Consider the following 23,616-nt stretch of genomic DNA (forward strand, 5'->3'; position numbering starts at 1 on the left):
GCCAAACCCCGCACACTTCCTGTTTCCTATCGATGATCACTCTCCCTCCCGAACCCCACGATATTGAACGTGGCCAGCAACACGGCGACCGCGCGCATTTTCTCCAGGTGTTTCTCTCCCAGCGTTCGCAAATGGAAGCGCTGGTGAGTCGGCGTGTCGGGTGCCGGGCGACGGCGGCTGATCTGGTACAGGACTTGTTCCTGCGTTTCTGGCGGCGGCCGCTGGTGCAAGTCGAGGAGCTCAGCACCTATCTGTTGCGCTGCGCCGGCAACATCGCCATCGACCATTTGCGCAGTGAAGGCACGCGGGTCCGGGCGAGCGAAGGCTTGATGGTGGAACCCCCGGACAGCCATGACAGCGGACCGCAAGCGGCACTGGAGGCGGGTAACGATTTGCGCCACGTCGAAGCTGCGTTGCGCGCTTTACCGGAGCGCACGCGGCAGATCTTTTTGCTCAATCGCATTCACGGGCGCAAATACGCCGAGATCGCCAAGGCCATGGGTTTGTCCCAAAGTGCCGTGGAAAAACATATGATGCGCGCCCTCGAAGCCTGCAAGGCGAGCCTTCGGGAACCTGAAACGCGTACGCCAGGGAAAGCACCGTGAACAACTTCGAACGCTTCACCCCGACGCCCGCACAGGAGCAACAAGCGCTGGCCTGGCTGAGTTTGTTGCATGACCAGCCCGGTAGCGGTGACCAGGCCAGGTTCAGTCATTGGCTGCAGGCCGACCCTGCCCATGCCGAGGCGTATGCCCAGGCGCAGGTCTTATGGGAGTTGAGCGAAGGACCGGCGCGCACGCTCGCCGATGAAGATGCCCTGGCCTTGCAGGGGTATCTCAATGCCATGGGCAAGTCGCGGTACAGGACGGTCGGCCGCTGGTCCGGTGCGCTGGCGATAGCTGCGTGTCTGCTGCTGATAATCAATCTGGGTACAGGCTGGCAGCCATCGCGCTGGATCGATGACCTGGGCGCGGACTTCGTCTCGGCACCGGGGGAAATCCGCACCGTCACCCTGGCCGATCAGTCGCAGGTGACACTGGATGCAGACAGTGCCATCGCCGTGGATTTCAGTCACGGCGAGCGGCATGTGCAACTGCGTCGCGGCGCCGTTTTTTTCAGCGTGACGCATACGGGGCAACCGTTTGTGGTCGATGCGGAAAAAGGCCAGGCGCGAGTCCTGGGTACGCAGTTCGAAGTCCGTTTGCAGCCCCGCGGTGCGCAGGTCACGGTGCTGTCCGGACGAGTCGGCGTGACGGCGGACAAAAACGCCGAACAGCAAGTCCTCAGCGCCGGTCAGCAGGTCACCTACGGCGACGGCTTGGCGGAAAAACTCCATGCAGTGGACAGCGAAGCGCAGTTGGCATGGCGCCAGGGCTGGCTCAACTACTACAAGGCGACGTTGGCCGATGTGGTGCAGGATTTGCGGCGCTATTACCCGGGACGGATCGTGATGCTCAATGATGAACTGGCGGCACGCCGGGTCAGTGGCAGCTTCCCGAGCACGAACCCGCAAGCCGTGTTGAGTTCGTTGCAGGGGGTGTTGGGGTTTGAGCAGCATCAGGTGTTGGGGCATCTGATTATTCTGCGTTGAGGCTGCCGGCCCCTTCGCGAGCAGGCTCGCTCCCACATTTGCAATGCATTTCCCTGTGGGAGCGGGCTTGCCCGCGAAGGGGCCAGTTCAAACACCACATCACCCTGAATAAAAATATTTTCAAATTTTTGCTGAGGTAAAACCGATTGCCATCCGTGTAGTGACTGAAACTGCGAGTCATTCGCATCAGTTGCGGTTCTACACAGGTCATGAGTCATGAAGTCCAGGGCAAAATCGGGTTCGGTCAAACAATGGTTGGGTGTGACTGCGTTGAGCTTTTCGGCATTGGCGGCATTGGCGTCATTGCCGCTGAGCGTGGCGCTGGCCGCAGAGGCTGGCAGCAGTCAACCGCGTGCACAGTTCAGTTTTTCCCTGGCCGCCAAGCCGCTGCCCCAGGCCCTGAGTGATTTCAGCCGGGTGACCGGCATCAGCGTCGTCTACACCGATGAAGCGCCGTACGGCCTCGATGCACCGGCAATCAATGGTCAGATGAGCGCCGAACAGGCCCTGCAACGTCTGCTCACCGGCTCAGGCCTGACGTTCCGTCGCACCGACAACCACACCATTGCACTGGAACCACAGCCGACTGAAGGCATGTTGAACCTGGGCGCGACCACCATCACCTCGGTGACGGATGAGTCCATGAGTTACCAGCCGCCACCCACCACTTCAGTGATGCGCTCCTCGGCCCCCGTTCAGGAGATCCCGCAGACCATCAATGTCGTCCCGGCCCAGGTTATCCGCGACCAGGCTCCGCGCAATCTCGATGACGCCCTGACCAACGTCAGCGGCATCACCCAGGCCAACACCCTGGGCAGCACCCAGGATTCGGTGATGGTCCGCGGGTTTGGCGACAACCGTAATGGCTCGATCATGCGTGACGGGATGCCGATCGTGCAGGGGCGGGGCCTCAACGCCAGCGTCGACCGGGTTGAAGTGCTCAAGGGGCCGGCCTCGTTGCTCTATGGCATCCAGGATCCGGGCGGCGTGGTCAACATGGTCAGCAAGCAGCCCGAGCCTGAGCAGTACAACGCCTTGACCTTGCGCGGCTCGAGCTATGGCGACGGCAAAAACGGCAGCGGCGGCAGTCTGGACAGCACCGGAGCCCTCGGCGACTCCGGACTGGCCTACCGCATGGTGCTGGATCACGAAGACGAAGATTACTGGCGTAACTTCGGCGTGCATCGCGAGAGCCTGGTCGCGCCATCGCTGGCCTGGTTCGGCGAAAGCACCAAGCTGTTGTTCGCCTATGAACACCGCGAATTCCTCACTCCATTCGACCGTGGCACGCTGATCGATCCACGGACCAACCATCCGCTGGACATCTCGCGCAACGAGCGCCTCGACGAGCCGTTCAACAACATGGAAGGGCGTTCGGACCTCTATCACTTCGAGGCCGATCACGAACTCAACGACAACTGGAAAGCCCATTTCGGCTACAGCTGGAACCGCGAAACCTACGACGCCAGCCAGGTGCGCGTGACCGCCATCGACACCCAAAATGGCACCCTGACCCGCAGCATGGACGGTACTCAAAACGCGATCAGCACCGACCGCTTTACCACCGCGAGCCTGGAAGGCAACGTGAATGTGCTCGGCATGCAGCACGACCTGCTGGTCGGCGTCGATGACGAGTACCGCAAGATTTTTCGCGAAGATTTGATCCGCCAGAAAAGCCGCACCACGTTCAGCTACGTGAACCCGGTGTATGGTCAGGAAGTACCCGGCACCACCGTCAGCGCGGCTGATAGCGCGCAGACCGATGAATTGCGCAGCGATTCGGTGTTCCTGCAGGATTCCATCCACCTTAACGACCAATGGATTCTGGTGGCCGGTGCGCGCTTCCAGGCGTACGACCAATATGCCGGCAAAGGCGTGCCGTTCCACGCCAACACCGACAGTAACGGGCAGAAATGGGTGCCGCGTGCTGGCCTGGTGTACAAGTACACCGATGCCTTGTCGTTCTATGGCAGCTACACCGAGTCGTTCAAACCCAACTCGACCATCGCGCCATTGAGCGGCAGCAGTACCGTGCTGGACGGGAGCATCGCGCCGGAAGAGGCCAAGTCCTGGGAGTTGGGTGCCAAGCTTGACCTGCCGGGTCGCGTCACCGGCAACATTGCGCTGTTCGACATCAAGAAACGCAACGTGCTGGTGGCCAACGCCGAAGGCCCGACCACGATTTACAGCGCCGCTGGCGAAGTGCGTTCCCGTGGCCTGGAAGTGGACTTGAGCGGTCAGCTCACCGATCGCTGGAGCATGATCGGCAGCTATGCCTACACCGATGCCGAGGTCACCGAAGACCCTGATTACAAAGGCAATCAATTGCAAAACGTGGCGAAGAACAGCGGCTCGCTGTCGGCGGTCTACGACTTCGGCACCCTTGTTGGCGGCGATCAGTTGCGGGTTGGTGCCGGGGCGCGCTACGTAGGTGAAAGGCAAGGTAACGCCGTCAATGATTTCGAGTTGCCGAGCTACACCGTGGCCGATGCGTTCGCCACCTACGACACCAGGGTCGAAGGGCAGAAGGTCAAGTTCCAGCTCAACGTGAAGAACCTGTTTGACCGCACCTACTACACCTCGGCGGCGAGCCGTTTCTTTGTTTCCATGGGGGATTCGCGACAGGTGACGTTGTCGAGCACTTTGGAGTTCTGACGACAGACCGCGTCATCGTTCTTCGCGAGCAAGCCCGCTCCCACAAAGGACTGCACTGAACCTGTGGGAGCGGCGGTGCGGCGATCCGACTTGCCCGCGAAGGCGGCAGTACAGGCGATAAAAAATCGGGACTAACGCAAAAACGCCTGTCGATACTCGCCGGGCGTTCCGCCCAGGGCCTGGCGAAAGCGGTTGGCGAAGTGGCTGGCACTGGAAAAGCCGCAAGCCAGGGCGATCTCCCCCAGTGGCTGCGCGGTCGTGCGCAGCAACGCCCGCGCCCGGTCAAGGCGCCGCGCCAGCACGTACTGGTGGGGCGGCAAGCCGAAGCTCTCGCGAAACATCCGCGCGAAGTGGTATTCCGACAGCGCGCACAACGCCGCCAACTGACCGAGGCTGACGGCCTCGTCCAGATGGCTGTCGATGAACTCCACCAGATACCGACGCTGATGCGCGGCCAACCCGCCTTTTAGGCGCAGGCCCTGACGCACATTCACCTGACTGAGCAGGGCATGACTGAGCAGTTCGTGAGCCAGGCTGCTGGTGAGCAGACGCTCGCCCGGCTCGTCCCAGTTCAAGGCGACCAACTGCCGAAAGCGCAGCGCCTGCTGTGGATCATCGAGAAAAGTCTGCTCGCGCAGCTGCATTTCACGTGGTTCTCGATCGAGCAGGGTGACGCAGCCGAGGGCAAATTGTTCGGGGCTGAAATACAGGTGCGCCAGGCGAATGTCGCCATTGATCACCCAGCCTGACTGGTGATCGGCCGGCAGGATGCACAGCTTGTCCGGCCCCCCCTTGTTGCCTGGCTGGTCGCGGCGAAAGGTGCCGGTGCCGCCAGCGAGATAACAGGACAGGGTGTGGTGGCTGGGCGCTTCGTATTCCTGGGCGTCGTGGTGATTGCTCCACAAGGCCGCAGACAAGCCGTCACCGAGCTCGGCGCTGTGCTCGAGGCGAGCATTGGGCGAGCGGTTGAGGGCTTGAAAGACTTGCAGGTTGTCCAGTGCGGCCATGATCGGTTCTCTCTAACGCTTTGCATCCTACTCCGTAGGCGTGCGCCTGCCAGCCTGTCGCCAGATAAAAGCGCAAGTTTATGCAAGTGCGCCCAGGCGTGACACCGGACACTGGACTCCTGTCGAGGAGCCTCTGTCATGAACCTTTCTTTGTACTTGCTGACCGTGCTGATCTGGGGCACCACCTGGATTGCCTTGAAGTGGCAACTGGGCGTGGTGGCCATCCCCGTGTCGATCGTCTATCGCTTCGGCCTCGCTGCGCTGGTGCTGTTCGTGATCCTGCTGTTCAGTCGGCGCCTGCAAGTGATGAACCGTCGCGGGCACCTGATCTGCCTGGCTCAAGGCTTGTGCCTGTTCTGCGTCAACTTCATGTGCTTTCTCACCGCGAGCCAGTGGATTCCCAGTGGTCTGGTGGCCGTGGTGTTTTCCACCGCCACCCTGTGGAATGCCCTCAATGCGCGGGTGTTCTTCGGTCAGAAAATCGCCCGCAATGTCCTGATGGGCGGTGCGCTGGGCCTGTTTGGGCTTGGGCTGCTGTTCTGGCCGGAACTGGCCGGGCATACCGCCAGTCCGGAAACACTGCTCGGCCTCGGCCTGGCCCTGTGCGGCACCTTGTGTTTCTCGGCGGGCAACATGCTCTCAAGCCTGCAACAGAAGGCCGGTCTCAAGCCATTGACCACCAATGCCTGGGGTATGGCTTACGGGGCGGCGATGCTCTCGGTGTGGTGTCTGGTCAAAGGTATTCCCTTCGACATGGAAATGAGCGCGCGTTACATCGGGTCACTGTTGTACCTGGTAATTCCGGGGTCGGTGATCGGATTCACCGCCTACCTGACGCTGGTCGGCCGCATGGGGCCTGAGCGGGCTGCGTATTGCACGGTGCTGTTCCCTGTGGTGGCGCTAAATGTCTCGGCGTTCGCCGAGGGTTACCAGTGGACCGCTCCGGCACTGGCGGGGCTGGTGATGGTCATGTTGGGTAATGTGCTGGTGTTTCGCAAGCCCAAGGCAAGTGCCAGTCCGGTGGCGGGCAAGCTGGCCTGAAACTATTCAGGTATCCTTTGTCGCCAAAAGAAAAATAATTCCGAAGAACATGTATTCAATGTGGGTTTGTGCCCATTCAAAGGCGTTGGCCTGTTTTGAATACTCTAAGTCAAACCATTCGTTTAGTATGATGATGTAGAAGGTCTGATACGCAAAAATGGCTGTAATAAAGCCGCTTATGGCAAACTTTTTAGCTTCGTGGAACTCGCTGTGTGGTGCTTCAAGTTTGCGGTATAGTTGATAAGTTCCAACGATGCAGCAACAAGTGAATATGGTTTCGAGTGTGATAAGTGCCCAGTAAAAGCGGTGGTGAAACAAGGTTGAGCTGATGGCGCGGTAACGACGGGAGTCATTGCCGACGGTATCGCTCATGCTGATGATTCGCCCGATATATTCGGCGTAAGCAGTGTAGTCGGTAACGTTGTTGATAAGAGTTGTTGTACCGAATAATGCCGCCATGAAGACAACTAACAATTTGCTCCGCCTTATCAGGCGCACAGTGGTGAAGTAACTCATGCAGGATGCTCTCCGAATGTACGTTTGATGCGTTGAGGTCTTTCGGAGTTTATAGTGGATTAGATGATATGAGGCTGATGAGTGCTTTGCGAGTTGTGTCGCTAGTTATAATGGGTGGCTGCTAAGTTGTATGGGGAAGGTCATTTCCAGGCTTTAAAAAGTGGCACGCCGATTATGACGTGCCATTGTTTAATCAGGCTTTCCACACCTGCGGGTTGACCAGGTCCTGCGGTCGCTCGCCCAACAGGGCGCTGCGCAAGTTGGTCAGGGCACGATTGGCCATAGCTTCGCGGGTCTCATGGGTGGCCGAGCCGATGTGCGGCAAGGTTACGGCGTTTTTCAGCTGGAACAGTGGCGACTCGGCCAGCGGTTCTTTTTCGTACACGTCCAGCCCGGCACCACGAATGCGGTTGTTTTGCAGCGCTTCGATCAGCGCCGGTTCATCCACCACCGGGCCTCGGGCGATGTTCACCAATATGGCGCTCGACTTCATCAGCGCCAGTTCGCGATGGCTGATCAGGTGTCTGGTTTTCTCGCTGAGCGGCACCACCAGACAGACGAAGTCGGCCTCGGCCAACAGCTGATCAAGGCTGCGAAACTGTGCGCCGAGTTCCTGTTCCAGTTCGGTCTTGCGGCTGTTGCCGCTGTAGATGACCGGCATGTTGAACCCCAGTCGACCGCGCCGGGCGATGGCGGCACCGATGTTGCCCATGCCGACGATGCCCAAGGTCTTGCCATGCACATCACAACCGAACAACGGCGCACCGACGGTGGCTTGCCATTGTCCGGCCTTGGTCCAGGCATCCAGTTCGGCGACGCGGCGCGCGCTGCTCATCAACAGCGCAAACGCCAGGTCGGCAGTGCTTTCGGTAAGCACATCCGGCGTGTTGGTCAGCATGATCCCGCGTTCATTGAGATACGCCACGTCATAGTTGTCATAGCCCACCGAGACGCTGGACACCACCTCCAGCCTGGCGGCGTTTTCCAGTTGGGCACGGCCGAGTTTGCGACCTACGCCGATCAAGCCGTGGGCGTGGGGCAGGGCTTCGTTGAATTGGGCGTTGATGTCGCCGTTTTTCGGATTCGGTACGATGACGTCGAAATCCTGTTGCAGGCGTTCGACCATTTGCGCGGTGACGCGGCTGAAGGCCAGGACAGTCTTTTTCATGGGGGGATGGCTCGTCGGGCGGTGAAGAATGCTTAGCAAGCTACAAGTTTCAAGCGGCAAGCTGCAAGTTTAAAAGTCGACCCTCTCGTTTTTAACTTGCAGCTTGCCGCTTGAAGCTTGTCACTGCCGTTCCGCTATACTGCGGCCTTTCGCGGCTCGCTCACTGGGCCCGACAATTTGCGCACCCCCCGGAGCTTTCATGACATCCCCGAAACAACCGCCGGTAGCCGACGCTTTGAGCGACGTACAGGCAGAGCTGCCAGACAGCGTCGACTCCAGCGCCGACAGCGAAACCGAAGCCGGAATTCCGGCGTTCAAATTCCCGTTCAAGCCGGGTGAGCTGGCGGCTGCCAAGGGCTCGAACCAGCCGTGGTACAAGAACGGCGCCAAGAACGGCCACACCAAGACGCCGGGCATGGCACCGCCGGGGACTCGTCGGTCGATGGGCAAGCGCTGAGCTTTTTGCTCTGCGGTGCCTGTTTTGCCGTCTTCGTCGGATCGCCGCCCGTACCAAGCCCGCTCCCACAAGGGTTCTGAGCTCTTTCAGGATGCTGTCTAAAGGTCGCTATCAAAGCTGATTATGCGCCCCTCAGTTTGCCTTGCCGGTCGGGTGGATAGAGTCCCATTCGGTGACGTACGCGGTTTTGTCCTTTTTGTTGTAGAGGCACAGCTCGGTGCCTTGTGTGCCTTTCATGTGCTTTTGCGGATACTGGCCCTGGAGCAGGAGTGCGGTGTAGCCGACCCGGTCATCGAACTGCGCGGCATTGCCCACGGGTTTGGCGTCTTTCAGGGCACTGGCCTTGGTGCAACTGGCGAGTACGGCTTTATCGTAGGTGGCCCAGGCATCAGGACTTGAGGCGTGGGCGTGGGTAGCGATGGCGGCGAGGCCGAGAAAAGTCAGGATTACTGCTTTCATGGTTCAGGCGTCCTTGGGGCTGTGACCGAAAGGTGAGTATGCCTGAAGGCTGGATGCAGACTGTGCTGGCCTCATCGCGAGCCTGCTCGCGATGGCGGTATCAGAGCGGAACCGGTTCCCGGCGAACGGCACGCATCCCCACGCTTTCATACAGCCGTCGCGCCCGATGGTTGTCTTCCCGCACCTTCAAATCCACGAACCCTTCGCGCCGTTGCTGAAACACCCTGAACGCCTGCAACAACAGAGCACGCCCCAATCCACGGCCCTGAAACCGCGGGTGCACCACCAGGTTCTTGATAAAGGCACTGGTCCAGCACTGACACACGCCCACCACGCCTTCGGCATCCCAGGCAATGAAGCACAGGGTCGGGTCATATTCCGGATCGGTTTCGAACTGCCGTTGCCACATGTCCAGCGCGGCTACGCGCCCACCGCCGTCGAGATAACCGAACTCCATCAACCGGTGCACGGCGGCGCCCAGTTCGGGGCGATATTCGCTCAGGTGCAGGCCGGCTGGCCAATCGGGGGACGGGACGGTGACAGAAAGGTCGCGCCGCAGCAGCCAGCAGAAGTCTTCGTTCAACACTCAATAACCCTGTTCGGCAACCGCCTTGGCCGCAGTGATCAGGCACTGGGTCAGTTCCGGCGAAGAGAATTTGGTCAGCACCGCGTTCGCCCCGGCCAGTCGTGCTTTCTCTGCGTTCATCGCACTGTCCAGCGACGTGTGCAGCAGTACATAAAGATGCGCGAAATCCGGGGTTTCCCGCAGGGTGCGGGTGAAGGCGTAGCCGTCCATCTCGGACATTTCGATGTCCGAGACAATCAGATTGATCTGCTGCGCGGTGCCTTGCAGGTCCAGCAGGCAGTCGATGGCTTCCCTGGCGCTGCGGGCCGTATGGCATTGCAGGCCCAGGTTACGCAGGGTGTGGACCGATTGCTGCAAGGCAACCTGACTGTCGTCGACCACCAGGATGCGCGCGTTGCCGAGCAATTCGGCGTCTTCCATGCTCAGTTCGGTCGGCGCCATTTCGATTTGTGCCGGGGCGATGCCGTGGATGACTTTTTCGATGTCCAGCACTTGTACCAGGGTGCCATCGACCGACGTCACGCCAGTGATGTAGGCGCGCAAACCACCTGAGCCGAAGGGTGGCGGGCGGATGTCGGTGGTCAGGCAATGGACGATCTTGCTCACCGCCTGCACGTGCAGGCCCTGCTTGGATCGGCTGACGTCGGTGACGATCAGGCAGCCACCGTTCGGGTCTTCCAGCGGCCGCTCGCCAATGGCGCGGCTCAGGTCGATCACCGACAGCGACGCACCGCGCAGGGTGGCGATGCCTTTGACGTGGGGGTGCGACTCGGGCAGTTTTGTCAGCGGCGGGCAGGGAATGATTTCACTGACCTTGAGCAGGTTGATCGCCATCAGCTTGCCGCTGCGCAAGGTAAACAGCAGAAGCGAAAGAGAGTCTGCGCGGGCTTTGGTGGTGGACATAAAAACCTTCTGTGGAAAAAGGTGATGGGCGAGTGAGCAATCGCCAAAAGCTATCGATGCCGGGTTATCGACTTGATAGAGGCAGGCTTTAGGATTTCCGACGAAGAGGCCGTCACTTCATCCCCAACCTCTTGGCCATCCGCCCAAGATTCGCCCGATCCAAGCCTAGCTCACGGGCCGCGCTGGCCCAGTTATTGTTGTGCCGTTCCAGGCAGGCACTGATCAATTGGCGTTGATAGTTTTCGGTCGCCTCGCGCAAATCGCCGGTCACCACCTGCGTGACGGTGGCTGCGGGCTGCTCGGTAGCGGCTTCAATGCTGGCATTGGGCAAGTCCAGGTCAGCGGCGCTGAGGCTGAGAATCTTCGGCCGTTCCTTGCAATTGCCCAGTGCTTTCAAGGCGCTGCGGCCAATCAAGTGTTCAAGCTCGCGCACGTTACCGGGCCAGTCGTAGGCCAATAGCGCCGCCTGGGCATCGCTGTTCAGGCGCAGGCTGTTGAGGCCCATGCGCGATCGGTTCTGCTCCAGGAAGTAGCCGCTGAGCAGCAGCACATCGCGCCCGCGATCGCGCAGGGCCGGCACCCGCAGCGGATAAACGCTGAGACGATGGTAGAAGTCGGCGCGGTAACGGCCGCTGCGCACTTCTTCAGCGAGGTCGCGGTTGGTCGCCGCGATCAGGCGCACGTTCACCTGATGCTCCCTGTCCGAACCCAGTCGCTGCAGTTGACCGCTCTGCAACACCCGCAGCAACTTGGCCTGCACGGTCAGCGACAACTCGCCGACTTCATCGAGAAACAGCGTGCCGCCATTGGCCAGTTCGAACTTGCCACGGCGCTCGTTCATCGCACCGGTAAAGGCGCCGCGGACATGGCCGAACAACTCGCTTTCCACCAGTGTGTCGGGCAACGCGGCGCAGTTGAGGCTGATGATCGGTTTGTCGGCGCGGGGCGAGGCGGCGTGGATGGCCTGGGCCACCAACTCCTTGCCGACCCCGGTTTCGCCTGTGATCAACACGGTCAGGTCGCTGCCGCCCACCAGGCTGATTTCTTCGACCAGGCGTTTGTGGGCCTTGCTCTGGCCAATCATCTCGCGACTCTGCTGGCCGCTGGCCTGGCGGTAGACCTCGGCGCGGTGGTGTTCATCTTCGAGCCGGTTGTTCAACCGTTCGATGCGTTCGGCGGCGTTGACCGTGGCGGCCGCGAGACTGGCGAAGGCTTGCAGGGCATCCAGTTCGATGGGCTCGAAGCGTTCCGGATCGAGGGCGTCGAGGGTCAGCAGACCCCATGGCCGTTCGTCGATGAACAATGGGCAACCCATGCAGTCGTGGACTTCCAGATGGTCATCCAGGCCATCGACCAGACCGTCATAGGGATCAGGCAAGTCGCAGTCGGCAGCAAAACGGGTCGGGCCTGGGCTGCTGAGCAGCGCTTTGAAACGCGGGTGCTCGCTGACCTTGAAGCGCCGACCGAGGGTGTCGGTGCTCAAGCCGTCGACGGCCAACGGCACCAGCCAATCGCCATCAAGGCGCAGCAGGGCGGCAGCATCGCACGGCAGCAGGGCGCGCATGGCTTCCAGCAGGCGACGATAACGCTCGCCTTCAGGCAATTCGCGGGACAGGTCGGAGACCAGGGGCAGCAGGGCGGTGAGCAGGGGCTTTGCAGTCATAGTGACTCCATGTAGTCGACATGACTATAAATCAGGCAGTGTCTTAATGACCATATTGTTTTTAACTAATTGATTTATAACGATTAAATAGTTGGCATGGAAGCTGATAAGCATAGGGTAATCCGTTAGCAACCCAAGAAGACCAGGAGTCACCTTATGCTGAGCGTTCAAGACCGTGCCATCGTCAAATCCACCGTGCCGCTGCTCGAAAGCGGTGGTGAAGCGCTGATCACGCACTTCTACCGCATGATGCTCTCCGAATACCCGGAAGTCCGCCCGCTGTTCAACCAGGCCCACCAGGCCAGCGGTGATCAGCCGCGTGCCTTGGCCAACGGCGTCTTGATGTATGCGCGCCATATCGACCAACTCGACCAGTTGGGCGACCTGGTGGCCAAGATCATCAACAAGCACGTGGCCCTGCAGATCCTGCCGGAACACTATCCGATTGTCGGCACCTGCCTGCTGCGGGCCATCGCTGAAGTATTGGGCGAAGAGATCGCCACCCCTGAAGTGATCGCGGCCTGGGGCGCGGCTTACGGCCAGCTGGCCGACATTCTGATCGGTGCCGAATCCAGCATCTACGACCAGAAGGAGCAGGCCCATGGCGGCTGGCGCGGGGCGCGGGAATTCATCGTGGCCGGCAAGGTCGAGGAGAGCGCCGAGATCACCTCGTTCTACTTCGAACCCGCGGACAAAGGCCCGATCCTGGTGGCGGAACCCGGCCAGTACATCGGCATGAAACTGGTCCTCGACGGTGAAGAGATCCGTCGAAACTACTCGCTGTCGGCGCTGGCGAACAACGGCCAGTACCGCATCAGCGTCAAGCGTGAGGCCGGTGGTCGCGCATCCAACTACCTGCATGACCAGATGCAGGTCGGAACCAGCATCCAGTTGTTCCCGCCATCGGGCGATTTCACCCTGACCGCCAGCGACAAACCGCTGGTGCTGATCAGTGGCGGTGTCGGCATTACCCCGACCCTGGCGATGCTCGAAGCCGCGCTGGAAACCCAACGGCCTGTACATTTCATCCACTGCGCGCGCAATGGCAGTGTGCATGCCTTCCGTGACTGGATCGACGGCCTGGCCGAGCGTCACCCGCAACTCAAGCGCTTCTACTGCTATGCCGAAGATGACGGTGTGAGCCCGGCGGCGCACAAGGTGGGCTTGTTGAGCCAGCAGCAGTTGCAGGCATGGCTGCCGGAGCAGCGTGACCTGGACGCTTACTTCCTGGGGCCAAAAGGCTTCATGGCCGCGATGAAGCGCCACCTCAAGGCGCTGGGCGTGCCGGAGAAGCAAAGCCGTTACGAGTTTTTCGGGCCGGCAGCGGCACTGGAGTAAGTTGTTTGGTGACTCGGGAGACCGAGTCGCCTTCTTCGCGAGCAGGCTCGCTCCCACATTGGTCCGCGTCGTATGCAGATCAAATTGTGGGAGCGAGCCTGCTCGCGAATGTTTCACCTCAGTCCTGAACTGAAAAAAGCCAGAAAGTTAATCCCTGCTTAACCGTCTTGTCGTCTATTCCCCCGAATCCCCCGACACGCTCCAGACTCTCAAAGGTCCGGGCCAGCGTGTAGACTGGCGGGCACTCGAAATCTTGAAGGGAAACGCGATGAGCGATGAATCCATGCGGTTGGGGCGTGAACGGCGCTACCTGGTGTTGTTGGGCATCATTTGCCTGGCGCTGATCGGCGGCGCGTTGTACATGCAAATTGTGCTGGGTGAGGCGCCTTGCCCGCTGTGCATCCTGCAACGTTATGCGTTGCTGCTGATCGCGATCTTCGCCTTCATCGGCGCGGCCATGCGCACCCGCCGCAGCATCACGGTGTTCGAAACCCTGGTGGTGATCTGCGCACTGGCAGGCGCAGGCGTTGCCGGGCATCACGTGTTTACGCAGTTCTATCCGACGGTCAGTTGCGGCATCGATGTGCTGCAACCGATTGTCGATGGGTTGCCGCTGGCGAAGATCTTCCCGCTGGGCTTCCAGGTCGATGGTTTCTGCTCCACGCCATACCCGCCGATCCTCGGTCTGTCGCTGGCGCAGTGGGCGCTGGTGGCCTTCGTGCTGATCGTGGTGCTGGTGCCATTGCTGACGTCGCGTAACCGCAAAGTGCTGCGCTGAGGCCATCGGCCACACACATTGTCCGACAAAAAAGCCCCGGTCCTCGTAGAGAGAACCGGGGTTTTTTTTGTCCTGCCGAGCACATCTCAGAGGCCAGGTAAAAAGACCGTGATGTGGGGCAGCCAAGGGTGCGACACATGTGCGACATGTTGTCACAGAGTCAGTGTCGCAGGGCACTCGAGGAAGCCGGATTGGTGCACGGAAACGTAACGAAATTGGGCTGTTTTGCGGGCTTGCGGTTTTTTCCGTTCCGAACACAAACAGGCAGTTTTAACATGGTCTGGCGAATGGCCAGAGCCCCCGTCATATCGGGGTCTTGGCAAGGTCAGGGGCAGCAACGAGGACCCCGACACTGTCTGAACTGTGGGTGGAAGACCTACTTATTTTGGTGTTTTTGTTGAGAATTAATTTCGATAAGATGCGCGACTTTTGCGAAAACGGTTAATGATTGTTGCCGGTTCGGATAAAAATTATTTCGGGATGAGACATGGTTTATGGGGCGTTACATATCTACAATCGCCCGCACTGAATTCCCGGCACTGCTCAAATCTTAACCAGACGTGAGCAGGAAAAGGGTGTCGAGAGGTCCGGTGGCTTCATGCGATGCCCAGGTGTCGGAGCCTCCAACTACCCGCACCAAATGGAATTGGTCTGTAACAAGGCCTTTGACCACGAATTCGAATAAGAACTCACCGCAGGCCCAGGATTTGTCGAAACGCGTCTGACGCACGACGGGCATGCCCTTATTCAATCCAAGAAAAATGCCAACCCTTGGCAGGGTGAAGTGTTGGCGATCAAAACCCAACTGCATTGCGCAAGCTGCTTTAGAGGTCGTGAGATGAGTAAAAACAGGTACCCCAGACTACTAGGCTTATTGCCGCTGATCGGCACGTTGTTGCTGTCAGGCTGCAACATGACCTTGCTCAATCCCAAGGGCCAGGTTGGTCTGGACGAGCGAAACCTGATCATCACCGCAACGCTGCTGATGCTGTTGGTCGTGGTTCCGGTCATTGTCATGACCTTCCTGTTCGCCTGGAAATACCGCGCGTCCAACACCAACGCTACCTACACCCCGAAATGGAACCACTCCACCAAGATCGAGATCGCGGTGTGGGCTGTTCCGGTACTGATCATCATTGCCCTGGGTTACGTCACCTACAAGTCGACCCACGCTCTGGACCCGTACAAGCCGCTGGATTCCGACGTCAAGCCGGTGACCATCGAAGTGGTCGCGCTGGACTGGAAGTGGCTGTTCATCTACCCGGAACAAGGCATCGCCACGGTCAACAAGATCGTGTTCCCGGCGCACACCCCGGTCAACTTCAAGATCACTTCCGACGCCGTGATGAACTCGTTCTTCATCCCTGCTCTGGGCGGCCAGATCTACGCGATGGCGGGCATGCAGACCAAGCTGCACCTGATCGCCAACGAGAACGCTGAAATGGACGGTATCTCCGCCAACTACAGCGGCGCTGGTTTCACCGGCATGAAATTCAAGGCGATCGCAACGACTCAGGAAGATTTCGACGCCTGGGTAAGCGAAGTCAAAAAGGCACCTAAACAGCTTGAACAAGCTGAATACGCAGCCCTTTCCAAGCCAAGCCAGAACAACCCAGTCGAGCTCTACTCCTCGGTGACGCCGAACCTGTTCCAGACCATCGTCGACAAGTACGAAGGCATGAAACCGGGTCCTAAGGTGCACCACGAGAAAGAAGAGAAAGAAGAGAAAGAAGTGGCCGCTACGGACATGAACTCGCATTCAGCTGCCGGGGCAGAGGAGTAAACGATGTTTGGTAAATTAAGTTGGGAAGCGATCCCGTTCCACGAGCCGATTGTCATGGTGACCATCTCCATGATCGCGCTCGGTGGTCTGGCGTTGTTCGCTGCAATCACCTACTTCAAGAAGTGGACCTACCTGTGGACCGAGTGGCTGACGTCGGTCGACCACAAGAAAATCGGCGTGATGTACATCGTCGTCGCCATGGTCATGCTGCTGCGCGGCTTTGCCGACGCCATCATGATGCGTACCCAGTTGGCCATGGCCACCGAGGGTTCGCCTGGCTACCTGCCACCTGAACACTATGACCAGATCTTCACCGCTCACGGTGTGATCATGATCATCTTCATGGCGATGCCATTCTTCACCGGCCTGATGAACCTTGCAGTGCCGCTGCAGATCGGCGCGCGTGACGTTGCCTTCCCGTTCCTGAACTCCCTGAGCTTCTGGCTGCTGGTTTCCGGTGTTGTGCTGATCAACCTGTCCCTGGGCGTCGGCGAATTCGCCAAGACCGGCTGGGTTGCCTATCCGCCGCTGTCGGGCCTGCAATACAGCCCTGGCGTGGGGATGGATTACTACATCTGGGCGCTACAGCTATCGGGTCTGGGGACAACGCTGACGGGGGTCAACTTCCTGGCCACCGTGCTGAAAATGCGTACCCCGGGCATGAAGCTGATGGACATGCCGATCTTCACCTGGACCTGCACCTGGGCCAACGTCCTGATCGTGGCTTCGTTCCCGATCCTGACCGCTACCCTGGCTCTGCTGACGCTTGACCGTTACATGGATTTCCACATTTTCACCAATGAACTTGGTGGCAATCCGATGATGTACGTCAACCTGTTCTGGGCTTGGGGTCACCCTGAGGTGTACATCCTGATCCTGCCGGCGTTCGGTATCTTCTCCGAAGTCATCTCGACCTTCACCGGCAAGAAACTGTTCGGCCACCACTCGATGGTCTACGCATCGGGCGCGATCTCGATCCTGGGCTTCATGGTCTGGCTGCACCACTTCTTCACCATGGGTTCGGGTGCCAGCGTCAACGCCTTCTTCGGTCTGGCGACGATGCTGATTTCCATCCCGACGGGTGTGAAGCTATTCAACTGGCTGTTCACCATCTATCAAGGCCGTCTGCGTTTCACCAGCCAGGTTCTGTGGACCCTGGGCTTCATGGTGACCTTCGCCATCGGCGGCATGACCGGCGTACTGCTGGCCATCCCGGGTGCCGACTTCGTTCTGCACAACAGCCTGTTCGTGATCGCGCACTTCCACAACGTGATCATCGGCGGTGCGGTATTCGGTTACATCGCCGGCTTCGGCTTCTACTTCCCTAAAGCGTTCGGCTTCAAGCTGCACGAAGGTTGGGGCAAGGCAGCGTTCTGGTTCTGGATCAGCGGCTTCTTCGTCGCGTTCATGCCGCTCTATGCACTGGGCTTCATGGGCATGACCCGTCGCCTGAACGCCACCACCAACCCTGAGTGGGTGCCGTACCTGTACGTCGCCATGTTCGGTGCGGTGATGATCGCCGTGGGTATCGCTTGCCAGCTGATCCAGCTGTACGTCAGCGTGCGTGACCGCAACAAGCCGGAAAACATGTGCGAACACGGCGACCCGTGGAATGCACACACCCTGGAATGGTCGACCTCGTCGCCACCTCCGTTCTACAACTTCGCCGTGCTGCCCAAAGCCGACGTTGTCGACCCGTTCACCGAAGCCAAGGAAAACGGCACCGCGTACAAGGTTGCGGCCAAGTACGAGCCGATCCACATGCCAAACAACACCGCGACCGGTGTGGTCATGGGCGCGCTGTTGACCGTGTTCGGTTTCGCGATGATCTGGCACATCTGGTGGCTGGCGATCGCTAGCCTGGCAGGCACCGTGATCTACTTCGCGATCCACGCGGCCCGTGATGATCAAGGCTATATGGTGCCGGTCGACGTGATCGAGCGCATCGAAGCCGAGCAGCACAAGCGTCTGGTCGCGGCAGGGAAAATCCCGGCCACCGCCACCCGTGTTGAAACCTCGTTGGAACAGGCTTAAACCATGTCGAACTTAGTGACCAATGCTGGACACACCCATGTCGATGGACATGGGCATGATGACCATCACCACGACTCGGGCGAGATGACCGTATACGGTTTCTGGCTCTACCTGATGACCGACTGCATCCTGTTTGCATCGATCTTCGCAGCGTACGCGGTACTGGTTAACAACGTAGCGGGTGGCCCGTCGGGCCACGACATCTTCGAACTGCCATACGTACTGGGCGAAACCGCTCTGCTGCTGTTCAGTTCGATCACCTACGGCTTCGCCATGCTGGCGTTCTTCCGTGGCAACAAGAAGCAGGTCCTGGGCTGGTTGGCCATGACCTTCATGTTCGGTGCCGGCTTCATCGGCATGGAGATCAACGAGTTCCACATGCTGATCTCCGAAGGCTACGGTCCGAACCGCAGCGGCTTCCTGTCCGGGTTCTTCACCCTGGTCGGCACCCACGGTCTGCACGTGACCAGCGGTCTGATCTGGATGGCGATCATGATGTACCAGGTGCAGAAGAAAGGCCTGACGGCGACCAACAAGACCCGTCTGAGCTGCCTGAGCCTGTTCTGGCACTTCCTGGACGTTGTGTGGATCTGCGTATTCACCGTTGTTTATCTGATGGGGACTATGTAAATGGCTAACGCAGCTCATTCCCAACATGGCCATGACAGCCACGATGCCGGTCACGGCAGCGTCAAGTCCTACGCCATCGGCTTCATCCTTTCGGTGATCCTGACCCTGATCCCGTTCGGTCTGGTGATGTACCCGACGCTGCCGAAGTCGATCACCCTGATGATCGTCGTCGCGTTCGCAGTCATCCAGGTGCTGGTGCACCTGGTGTACTTCCTCCATCTGGACCGCTCGGCCGCGCAGCGTAACAACGTGATTGCGTTTGTCTTTGCCGCGATCGTGATTGTCCTGCTGGTTGGCTTGTCGCTGTGGATCATGTTCAGCATCCACACGTTCATGATGGCGAAGTGAGGTAAATCCGCATGTCCCTCAAGCACTTTATCCAAATCACCAAACCGGGGATCATTTTCGGTAACGTGCTTTCTGTGGCAGGCGGATTTTTCCTGGCCTCCAAAGGGCATGTCGATCTGGCCATTTTCCTGGCCGCCATGATCGGCACGTCCCTGGTGGTTGCCTCCGGTTGCGTGTTCAACAACTGCATCGACCGCGATATCGACCTGAAGATGGAGCGCACCAAGAACCGGGTGCTGGTCCAGGGCTTGATCTCCCTGAAACTGGCCCTGATCTATGCGACCGTCCTGGGTGTCGCCGGCGTTGCGTTGTTGTACAAGGTGGCCAACCCGTTGGCCGCGTTGTTCGCAGTCATCGGCTTCATCATCTACGTCGGCTTCTACAGCCTGTACCTCAAGCGCAAGTCGGTTCACGGCACGCTGGTGGGCAGTCTGTCGGGCGCCATGCCGCCGGTGATCGGTTACGTCGCGGTGAGCAACACCTTCGACATGGCCGCGCTGACCCTGCTGGTGATGTTCAGCCTGTGGCAGATGCCGCATTCCTATGCCATCGCGATCTTCCGCTTCAACGATTACCTGGCTGCATCGATTCCGGTGCTGCCAGTCAAGCGCGGGATCGAAGTGGCCAAGAGGCACATCCTGATCTACATCCTGGCCTTCCTCGTGGCGACCTTGATGCTGACCTTCAGCGGCTACGCCGGCATGAGCTACCTCGCCGTCGCCGCGGCCATGGGCATGTACTGGCTGTACATGGCCTGGACCGGCTACAAGGCAGTGGATGACACGGTCTGGGCACGCAAGCTGTTCGTGTTCTCGATCTTCACCATTACCGCGTTGAGCGTGATGATGTCCCTGGACTTCAAAGTGCCGACCGAGTTGTTGCTGACGTACGCGCCTTAAGCTTCGAATGCTGTAAAAACCGTCCTTCGAGAGAAGGGCGGTTTTTTTTTGCATTTTGGAAAAGCGATAAATATGTACCGCACTAAATTGTTCGGGAGGTCGATAGTGGAGTGGCGCATTGAGGAACAACGCGCATAAACCACAGATGCCAGGAGGCACCATGTTAAATCTCGAACAAACCAAAACCATCTTGAATGCCGCAATCGGTAAACCATACAGCGACTCACTGCGTGAGGTATTGTCACAGCTCACTGGACGTCCTGTTCGCCCAATGGGTTTCGGTTTCGCTGGCACGACAGATTATCGACCAGAACGCGTGAGTCTGAACTTCAATGAAGATTTGGTGATCCATTCGTACGATTTTGGTTAAGCAAAAATCCCGCCCTTTGAGAGAAGGGCGGGTTTCATGAGATGGTCAGTCTGACCGAGAAGCCCTGCAGGTTTACGCTTGCAGGGCTTTTCTCGTTTTCGGCGCAGGATCTCTCATGAACACGATGACGTTTCTCGGTATCGACAAAGGTAAACGCGGTTTCCACCAGCATGGCCAGGTATTGCGTAAGTTTGCGACGTCACTGATTGATGACAGTAAACGGCAAACGGCCCATGAGGTTGCAGGAGATGGGCTGGCCATACATTTGTTGGAAACTCGCGCAGGCAATACATATTTACCGCAGCAAGGCGTTTTGAATGGGCGATAGTTGAGTCCGTGTTGAGGACCAACACGAATCAAACACTCATGCCAGGAGGCATCATGTCAACGATCTCGACAAACGATATTATCTTCAATGCCGCTATTGGCAAAAAATACTCCGAAGCGCTGCGTGCGGTTTTGTCGGAGCTTACAGGGCGGGATGTTTGCGCCCAGGGGGGCGGATACCTCGACGGTCTGATAGCTGACCCGGAACATGTAACTCTGCAGCTGAACGATGACCAAGTGATCATCTCGTACAGCTTCGATTGATGGAACGCCCCGTTTTTCGAGAGAAAAGCGGGGCTTTCAATTGGACCTTTTGCCGGGTCGAATCGCGGCTTTCTCGAGCAGGCCCGCGTTCAAGGGGCAGGAGGAGTCAGCTATTTGTGTGGTGTGTCGAGCAAGCGGAAAAAACGCTCGCGCACCTGCAGGCTATCGCTGTGCGCCACATTGAAGCGCAGGAACTGACTGGCATTCGGGGCTTTGCTCAGCAACGTGCCCGGCGCCAATACCATATTGTTTTCCAGCCCTTGTCGAGCCAGCGTCTCGGCGTGCAAGCCGTCTGGCAACCGCGCCCAGATAAACACGCCTTCTCCCGGCAATGAAGACAATGAACACCCGGCCTCCGCCAGCCAACCCGCCACCCGGCTATTGGATTCATACAGCCGATCCACCGTGCGCCGCGCATGCTTGGCATAGCTGCCATCGCTGAGCATGGTGCAGGTGATCTGCTCCGCCAGTTCCGAGGTCACGCCACCGCAGGCCATTTTCAGGGCGACCATGCGTGCCGCCAGTTGCGGCGACAGCACGGTGTAGCTGACGCGGCTGTTGGCGGTCAGGGTCTTGGAGAAGCCGGAGACATAACTCACATTGTCCAGCCCGCTGGCCGCCAGGCGCGGGGTGCGGCGTTGCTGGATGTCACAGTACAGATCGTCTTCGACGATGTGGAAACCATGGCGGTGGCTCAGTTCCAGCAAGCGATAAACCTGGGCCGGGGTGAACGAGTGGCCGGTGGGGTTGTGCAGTGTGCTGTTGGTCATGTACAGCACGGGCTTGTGGGCGATCAGCAATTGCTCGAACGCGTCGAGGTTCATGCCGTCGCAATCCCGGGCGATGGTGATGACTTTGGCCCCGTGCAACGCCAGGTTGGCGTGCATGTTGAAGTAGCAGGGGTCGTCGAGCAGCACGGTGTCGCCGGGCTTGACCAGCAGGCGCATCAGCAGGTCGATGGCCTGCATGGTATTGGCGGTGGTGATGATCTGGTCCACCGGCGCTTCGATGCCGAAGGTCGCCAGTTTGACCCGCAAGGCCTGGCGCAACGGCAAGTAACCGCCGGCCACGCCGTATTCGCCCATGCGCAATGACGTCGCTCGCAGGGTGCTGCGCACGGCTTTCTGCAATTCTTCGGCGGGCAGCCAGGAGGTCGGCAGAAAACCGCAGCCGGGGCGCAGCGCGCCGTTGTCCAGCAGCAGTGCGCGGCGCACCACGCTCAGGGTGTCCTGGGGTTGCAGGTCCGGGCCGGTGCCGCTTTGCAGCGCGGCGCTGGAGCGATGCACGTAATGCCCCGAACCCTGGCGCGACACCACCAGCCCCTTGGCCCGCAGGCGGTCCAGTGCATCGACCACCGTGGATTTGCCCACGCTCATCAAGTCGGAGAGTTCGCGAATCGGCGGCAGCTTGGCGCCGTGGGGCAAGCCACCGGTACTGATCGCCTGGGTCAGTTGATCGACGATCTGCTGCACCAGCGGCATGCCGGGCTGGAATTCAATGGCGGCAATGACTGCACGTTGAACCTGCATTTTACTGGTCTCTGCGGCAGTAAAGTTCGTTGGATTCTATACGAACTTGCCCTGATCAGGACAAGCCTCTCTCACTACCATGCTCTTACAGACTTTTCTGAGTGTCGGCCTTTGTCGGCGGGCATTCACCCGGTTCTTGAGGTGTTGCATGGGTGTCGAAACAACGGTCGCAGTGGCCAAGCCGGTCATTAACCTGCGCTTATTCACGATCCGGATCATCACCGCTGTCTCGCTGTTCGCGGTGCTGGGCAAGGCCAACGTCTGGCTCGACACTGCCACCAACAGCATCCTGGCCCTTGGATATCGCGCCTTATTGCTGCTGTTGCCCCTGACTTTACTGGTGCTTGGCCGCCGCTCCCTGAGCGTCACGCTGCTGTGTGCCGGCCTTGGCCTGGTGTTGCTGGCGCTGACCAGCAATCAAGGCATGGTGATGTTTGCCGCCGCCCTGTTTGCCTATGGCATTGCCATTGCCGGGTACCTGATCAAGAGCGAAGCGGCGCAGACCAAGGAGGGCGCAGCCTACAACCGCGTGGCTATGAACATGGGCAGCCTGGTGGCCGGTTTGATCCTGCTGTCGCCGCTGCTCACGCCTACGATGTTTTTCCTCGGTGCGGCGGCGTTCGTGTTGCTGTGCCTGCCGATCGCCCTCGGCGCCACCTTCACCACCGAACCGGTGGTAGCCCGTCCGGCCAGTCAGGTCGGCAGCAACTGGGGCAACAAACTGCCCTGGGTGATTGCCGGGATCATCATGGGCATCAAGCTGTTCGGGGTGTTCTCGATCCTGCCGCAGGCGATTTTGCTCAAGACCGGCGAACTGCCGGCCTGGTACGGCTTGATGTTGATCCTCAACAGCGCCGTGGTGGTGTTCGCCCAGGTGCCGGTGATGAAACTGATCGAGCGCACCGGGCGCTTCAAGGTCGTGGCGGTGATCGGGATCATCGTCGGCGGCTTTGCCGTGCTGTCTTCGCCAGCCGCGTTCCACGTCGAAACCCTCGCCGGTGCGCTGATCTGGGTGGCGCTGCTGTCGATCGCCGAATGCGCCTTCAGTTACCTCGATTACTTCTCGGTCAAGCAAAACAACATGTTCGTCAAGGAAGTGTCCCTGGGTGTGGGGGCCGGGCTGACCGTGTTGATCATGCGAGTGGTGCCGGCGCCGTACAACGCGCTGGTCCTCGCTGCCATCGGCGCCGGCGGGATCCTGGCCTGGTACTGGCTCAACCGTAAATCCAATGCGTCGCTGCATGACTGAGTCAGCGTCGTTGCGGTTTTC

At 59.3% G+C, this 23,616-nt stretch carries 25 protein-coding genes; 16 read left to right on the forward strand and 9 right to left on the reverse strand.

What is annotated here, in order from left to right; genetic code table 11:
* Positions 1-32: 32 nt before the first annotated feature.
* The 3 genes from ACEN8E_RS03920 (at position 33) to ACEN8E_RS03930 (ending at position 4,246) form a co-directional block, all read left to right on the forward strand.
* Positions 33-605, forward strand: coding sequence for an RNA polymerase sigma factor (locus ACEN8E_RS03920; protein WP_495591504.1), 573 nt, complete (start codon positions 33-35; stop codon positions 603-605).
* Positions 602-1,591 (forward strand): FecR family protein, encoded by a 990-nt coding sequence (locus tag ACEN8E_RS03925; RefSeq protein ID WP_495591505.1) that lies wholly within the window; start codon positions 602-604, stop codon positions 1,589-1,591. Before ACEN8E_RS03920 ends, ACEN8E_RS03925 begins: the two co-directional genes overlap by 4 nt.
* 216 nt (positions 1,592-1,807) lie before the next feature.
* The gene (locus ACEN8E_RS03930) at positions 1,808-4,246 is read left to right on the forward strand and encodes a TonB-dependent siderophore receptor (protein WP_495591506.1); all 2,439 of its coding nucleotides are present in this window, start codon (positions 1,808-1,810) and stop codon (positions 4,244-4,246) included.
* 131 nt (positions 4,247-4,377) lie between these two features.
* Here ACEN8E_RS03930 and ACEN8E_RS03935 read toward each other — a convergent pair whose 3' ends face one another.
* Positions 4,378-5,253 (reverse strand): helix-turn-helix domain-containing protein, encoded by an 876-nt coding sequence (locus ACEN8E_RS03935; RefSeq protein WP_495591507.1) that lies wholly within the window; start codon positions 5,251-5,253, stop codon positions 4,378-4,380.
* Positions 5,254-5,391: 138 nt separating this feature from the next.
* Between ACEN8E_RS03935 and ACEN8E_RS03940 the strand changes: the two genes are divergently transcribed.
* Positions 5,392-6,294, forward strand: a complete 903-nt coding sequence (locus tag ACEN8E_RS03940) for a DMT family transporter (RefSeq protein WP_495591508.1) — start codon at positions 5,392-5,394, stop codon at positions 6,292-6,294.
* Positions 6,295-6,300: 6 nt separating this feature from the next.
* Here ACEN8E_RS03940 and ACEN8E_RS03945 read toward each other — a convergent pair whose 3' ends face one another.
* Both ACEN8E_RS03945 and ACEN8E_RS03950 read right to left on the reverse strand, forming a co-directional pair.
* Positions 6,301-6,810 (reverse strand): DUF2165 family protein, encoded by a 510-nt coding sequence (locus ACEN8E_RS03945; protein WP_495591509.1) that lies wholly within the window; start codon positions 6,808-6,810, stop codon positions 6,301-6,303.
* A 193-nt stretch (positions 6,811-7,003) separates the two neighbouring features.
* A complete protein-coding gene (locus tag ACEN8E_RS03950) occupies positions 7,004-7,978 on the reverse strand; it encodes a 2-hydroxyacid dehydrogenase (protein ID WP_495591510.1) in 975 nt (324 codons plus the stop codon).
* Between the two features lie 199 nt (positions 7,979-8,177).
* Here ACEN8E_RS03950 and ACEN8E_RS03955 point away from each other — a divergent pair, with 199 nt between their 5' ends.
* Complete coding sequence (locus ACEN8E_RS03955) at positions 8,178-8,435, forward strand: hypothetical protein (RefSeq protein WP_495591511.1); 258 nt, start codon at positions 8,178-8,180, stop codon at positions 8,433-8,435.
* Positions 8,436-8,567: 132 nt separating this feature from the next.
* On the opposite strand, the gene ACEN8E_RS03960 is transcribed toward ACEN8E_RS03955, so the two are convergent.
* From ACEN8E_RS03960 to norR, 4 genes are all read right to left on the reverse strand, one after another.
* Positions 8,568-8,894: a hypothetical protein gene (locus ACEN8E_RS03960; protein WP_495591512.1), complete on the reverse strand. Its 327-nt coding sequence runs from the start codon at positions 8,892-8,894 to the stop codon at positions 8,568-8,570.
* 100 nt (positions 8,895-8,994) lie between these two features.
* A complete protein-coding gene (locus tag ACEN8E_RS03965) occupies positions 8,995-9,480 on the reverse strand; it encodes a GNAT family N-acetyltransferase (protein ID WP_495591513.1) in 486 nt (161 codons plus the stop codon).
* Positions 9,481-10,383: a chemotaxis protein CheV gene (locus ACEN8E_RS03970; protein WP_495591514.1), complete on the reverse strand. Its 903-nt coding sequence runs from the start codon at positions 10,381-10,383 to the stop codon at positions 9,481-9,483.
* A 112-nt stretch (positions 10,384-10,495) separates the two neighbouring features.
* Positions 10,496-12,046 carry a nitric oxide reductase transcriptional regulator NorR gene (norR, locus tag ACEN8E_RS03975; protein WP_495591515.1) on the reverse strand — a complete coding sequence of 517 codons (1,551 nt, stop codon included), beginning with the start codon at positions 12,044-12,046 and terminating at the stop codon, positions 10,496-10,498.
* A 156-nt stretch (positions 12,047-12,202) separates the two neighbouring features.
* Between norR and hmpA the strand changes: the two genes are divergently transcribed.
* Positions 12,203-13,384 (forward strand): NO-inducible flavohemoprotein, encoded by a 1,182-nt coding sequence (gene hmpA, locus ACEN8E_RS03980; protein ID WP_495591516.1) that lies wholly within the window; start codon positions 12,203-12,205, stop codon positions 13,382-13,384.
* 268 nt (positions 13,385-13,652) lie between these two features.
* A complete protein-coding gene (locus ACEN8E_RS03985) occupies positions 13,653-14,162 on the forward strand; it encodes a disulfide bond formation protein B (RefSeq protein ID WP_495591517.1) in 510 nt (169 codons plus the stop codon).
* Between the two features lie 550 nt (positions 14,163-14,712).
* On the opposite strand, the gene ACEN8E_RS03990 is transcribed toward ACEN8E_RS03985, so the two are convergent.
* The gene (locus ACEN8E_RS03990) at positions 14,713-14,973 is read right to left on the reverse strand and encodes a hypothetical protein (RefSeq protein WP_495591518.1); all 261 of its coding nucleotides are present in this window, start codon (positions 14,971-14,973) and stop codon (positions 14,713-14,715) included.
* A gap of 27 nt (positions 14,974-15,000) precedes the next feature.
* On the opposite strand from ACEN8E_RS03990, the gene cyoA reads away from it, so the two are divergent.
* The 8 genes from cyoA to ACEN8E_RS04030 all read left to right on the forward strand — a co-directional run bounded on the left by cyoA (position 15,001) and on the right by ACEN8E_RS04030 (position 20,817).
* Positions 15,001-15,945, forward strand: coding sequence for a ubiquinol oxidase subunit II (gene cyoA / locus ACEN8E_RS03995; protein ID WP_495591519.1), 945 nt, complete (start codon positions 15,001-15,003; stop codon positions 15,943-15,945).
* A gap of 3 nt (positions 15,946-15,948) precedes the next feature.
* The gene (gene cyoB, locus ACEN8E_RS04000; protein WP_495591520.1) at positions 15,949-17,979 is read left to right on the forward strand and encodes a cytochrome o ubiquinol oxidase subunit I; all 2,031 of its coding nucleotides are present in this window, start codon (positions 15,949-15,951) and stop codon (positions 17,977-17,979) included.
* A 3-nt stretch (positions 17,980-17,982) separates the two neighbouring features.
* Entirely contained in the window at positions 17,983-18,609 is a 627-nt protein-coding gene (locus ACEN8E_RS04005) for a cytochrome o ubiquinol oxidase subunit III (protein ID WP_429366160.1), read from the forward strand.
* On the forward strand, positions 18,610-18,957 hold the full coding sequence (cyoD, locus tag ACEN8E_RS04010; RefSeq protein WP_008018862.1) for a cytochrome o ubiquinol oxidase subunit IV: 348 nt from the start codon (positions 18,610-18,612) through the stop codon (positions 18,955-18,957).
* Between the two features lie 11 nt (positions 18,958-18,968).
* A complete protein-coding gene (cyoE, locus tag ACEN8E_RS04015; RefSeq protein WP_495591521.1) occupies positions 18,969-19,856 on the forward strand; it encodes a heme o synthase in 888 nt (295 codons plus the stop codon).
* Positions 19,857-20,016: 160 nt separating this feature from the next.
* On the forward strand, positions 20,017-20,226 hold the full coding sequence (locus ACEN8E_RS04020) for a hypothetical protein (RefSeq protein WP_495591522.1): 210 nt from the start codon (positions 20,017-20,019) through the stop codon (positions 20,224-20,226).
* A gap of 115 nt (positions 20,227-20,341) precedes the next feature.
* Positions 20,342-20,554 carry a hypothetical protein gene (locus tag ACEN8E_RS04025; protein ID WP_495591523.1) on the forward strand — a complete coding sequence of 71 codons (213 nt, stop codon included), beginning with the start codon at positions 20,342-20,344 and terminating at the stop codon, positions 20,552-20,554.
* Between the two features lie 53 nt (positions 20,555-20,607).
* Positions 20,608-20,817 carry a hypothetical protein gene (locus ACEN8E_RS04030; protein WP_495591524.1) on the forward strand — a complete coding sequence of 70 codons (210 nt, stop codon included), beginning with the start codon at positions 20,608-20,610 and terminating at the stop codon, positions 20,815-20,817.
* Between the two features lie 110 nt (positions 20,818-20,927).
* Here ACEN8E_RS04030 and ACEN8E_RS04035 read toward each other — a convergent pair whose 3' ends face one another.
* Positions 20,928-22,346: an aminotransferase-like domain-containing protein gene (locus tag ACEN8E_RS04035; RefSeq protein ID WP_495591525.1), complete on the reverse strand. Its 1,419-nt coding sequence runs from the start codon at positions 22,344-22,346 to the stop codon at positions 20,928-20,930.
* Positions 22,347-22,494: 148 nt separating this feature from the next.
* On the opposite strand from ACEN8E_RS04035, the gene ACEN8E_RS04040 reads away from it, so the two are divergent.
* On the forward strand, positions 22,495-23,595 hold the full coding sequence (locus tag ACEN8E_RS04040) for an MFS transporter (RefSeq protein WP_495591526.1): 1,101 nt from the start codon (positions 22,495-22,497) through the stop codon (positions 23,593-23,595).
* Positions 23,596-23,616 lie beyond the last annotated feature (21 nt).

It is taken from the genome of Pseudomonas sp. Pseusp9 (assembly GCF_059491265.1).

Coding starts and splice junctions, on each gene's coding strand:
- ACEN8E_RS03920 (WP_495591504.1), top strand. CDS start 33: ATGATCACTCTCCCTCCCGAACCCCACGATATTGAACGTGGCCAGCAA.
- ACEN8E_RS03930 (WP_495591506.1), top strand. CDS start 1,808: ATGAAGTCCAGGGCAAAATCGGGTTCGGTCAAACAATGGTTGGGTGTG.
- ACEN8E_RS03935 (WP_495591507.1), bottom strand. CDS start 5,253: ATGGCCGCACTGGACAACCTGCAAGTCTTTCAAGCCCTCAACCGCTCG.
- ACEN8E_RS03940 (WP_495591508.1), top strand. CDS start 5,392: ATGAACCTTTCTTTGTACTTGCTGACCGTGCTGATCTGGGGCACCACC.
- ACEN8E_RS03945 (WP_495591509.1), bottom strand. CDS start 6,810: ATGAGTTACTTCACCACTGTGCGCCTGATAAGGCGGAGCAAATTGTTA.
- ACEN8E_RS03950 (WP_495591510.1), bottom strand. CDS start 7,978: ATGAAAAAGACTGTCCTGGCCTTCAGCCGCGTCACCGCGCAAATGGTC.
- ACEN8E_RS03955 (WP_495591511.1), top strand. CDS start 8,178: ATGACATCCCCGAAACAACCGCCGGTAGCCGACGCTTTGAGCGACGTA.
- ACEN8E_RS03960 (WP_495591512.1), bottom strand. CDS start 8,894: ATGAAAGCAGTAATCCTGACTTTTCTCGGCCTCGCCGCCATCGCTACC.
- ACEN8E_RS03970 (WP_495591514.1), bottom strand. CDS start 10,383: ATGTCCACCACCAAAGCCCGCGCAGACTCTCTTTCGCTTCTGCTGTTT.
- norR (WP_495591515.1), bottom strand. CDS start 12,046: ATGACTGCAAAGCCCCTGCTCACCGCCCTGCTGCCCCTGGTCTCCGAC.
- hmpA (WP_495591516.1), top strand. CDS start 12,203: ATGCTGAGCGTTCAAGACCGTGCCATCGTCAAATCCACCGTGCCGCTG.
- ACEN8E_RS03985 (WP_495591517.1), top strand. CDS start 13,653: ATGAGCGATGAATCCATGCGGTTGGGGCGTGAACGGCGCTACCTGGTG.
- ACEN8E_RS03990 (WP_495591518.1), bottom strand. CDS start 14,973: ATGCAGTTGGGTTTTGATCGCCAACACTTCACCCTGCCAAGGGTTGGC.
- cyoA (WP_495591519.1), top strand. CDS start 15,001: ATGAGTAAAAACAGGTACCCCAGACTACTAGGCTTATTGCCGCTGATC.
- cyoB (WP_495591520.1), top strand. CDS start 15,949: ATGTTTGGTAAATTAAGTTGGGAAGCGATCCCGTTCCACGAGCCGATT.
- ACEN8E_RS04005 (WP_429366160.1), top strand. CDS start 17,983: ATGTCGAACTTAGTGACCAATGCTGGACACACCCATGTCGATGGACAT.
- cyoD (WP_008018862.1), top strand. CDS start 18,610: ATGGCTAACGCAGCTCATTCCCAACATGGCCATGACAGCCACGATGCC.
- cyoE (WP_495591521.1), top strand. CDS start 18,969: ATGTCCCTCAAGCACTTTATCCAAATCACCAAACCGGGGATCATTTTC.
- ACEN8E_RS04020 (WP_495591522.1), top strand. CDS start 20,017: ATGTTAAATCTCGAACAAACCAAAACCATCTTGAATGCCGCAATCGGT.
- ACEN8E_RS04025 (WP_495591523.1), top strand. CDS start 20,342: ATGAACACGATGACGTTTCTCGGTATCGACAAAGGTAAACGCGGTTTC.
- ACEN8E_RS04030 (WP_495591524.1), top strand. CDS start 20,608: ATGTCAACGATCTCGACAAACGATATTATCTTCAATGCCGCTATTGGC.
- ACEN8E_RS04035 (WP_495591525.1), bottom strand. CDS start 22,346: ATGCAGGTTCAACGTGCAGTCATTGCCGCCATTGAATTCCAGCCCGGC.
- ACEN8E_RS04040 (WP_495591526.1), top strand. CDS start 22,495: ATGGGTGTCGAAACAACGGTCGCAGTGGCCAAGCCGGTCATTAACCTG.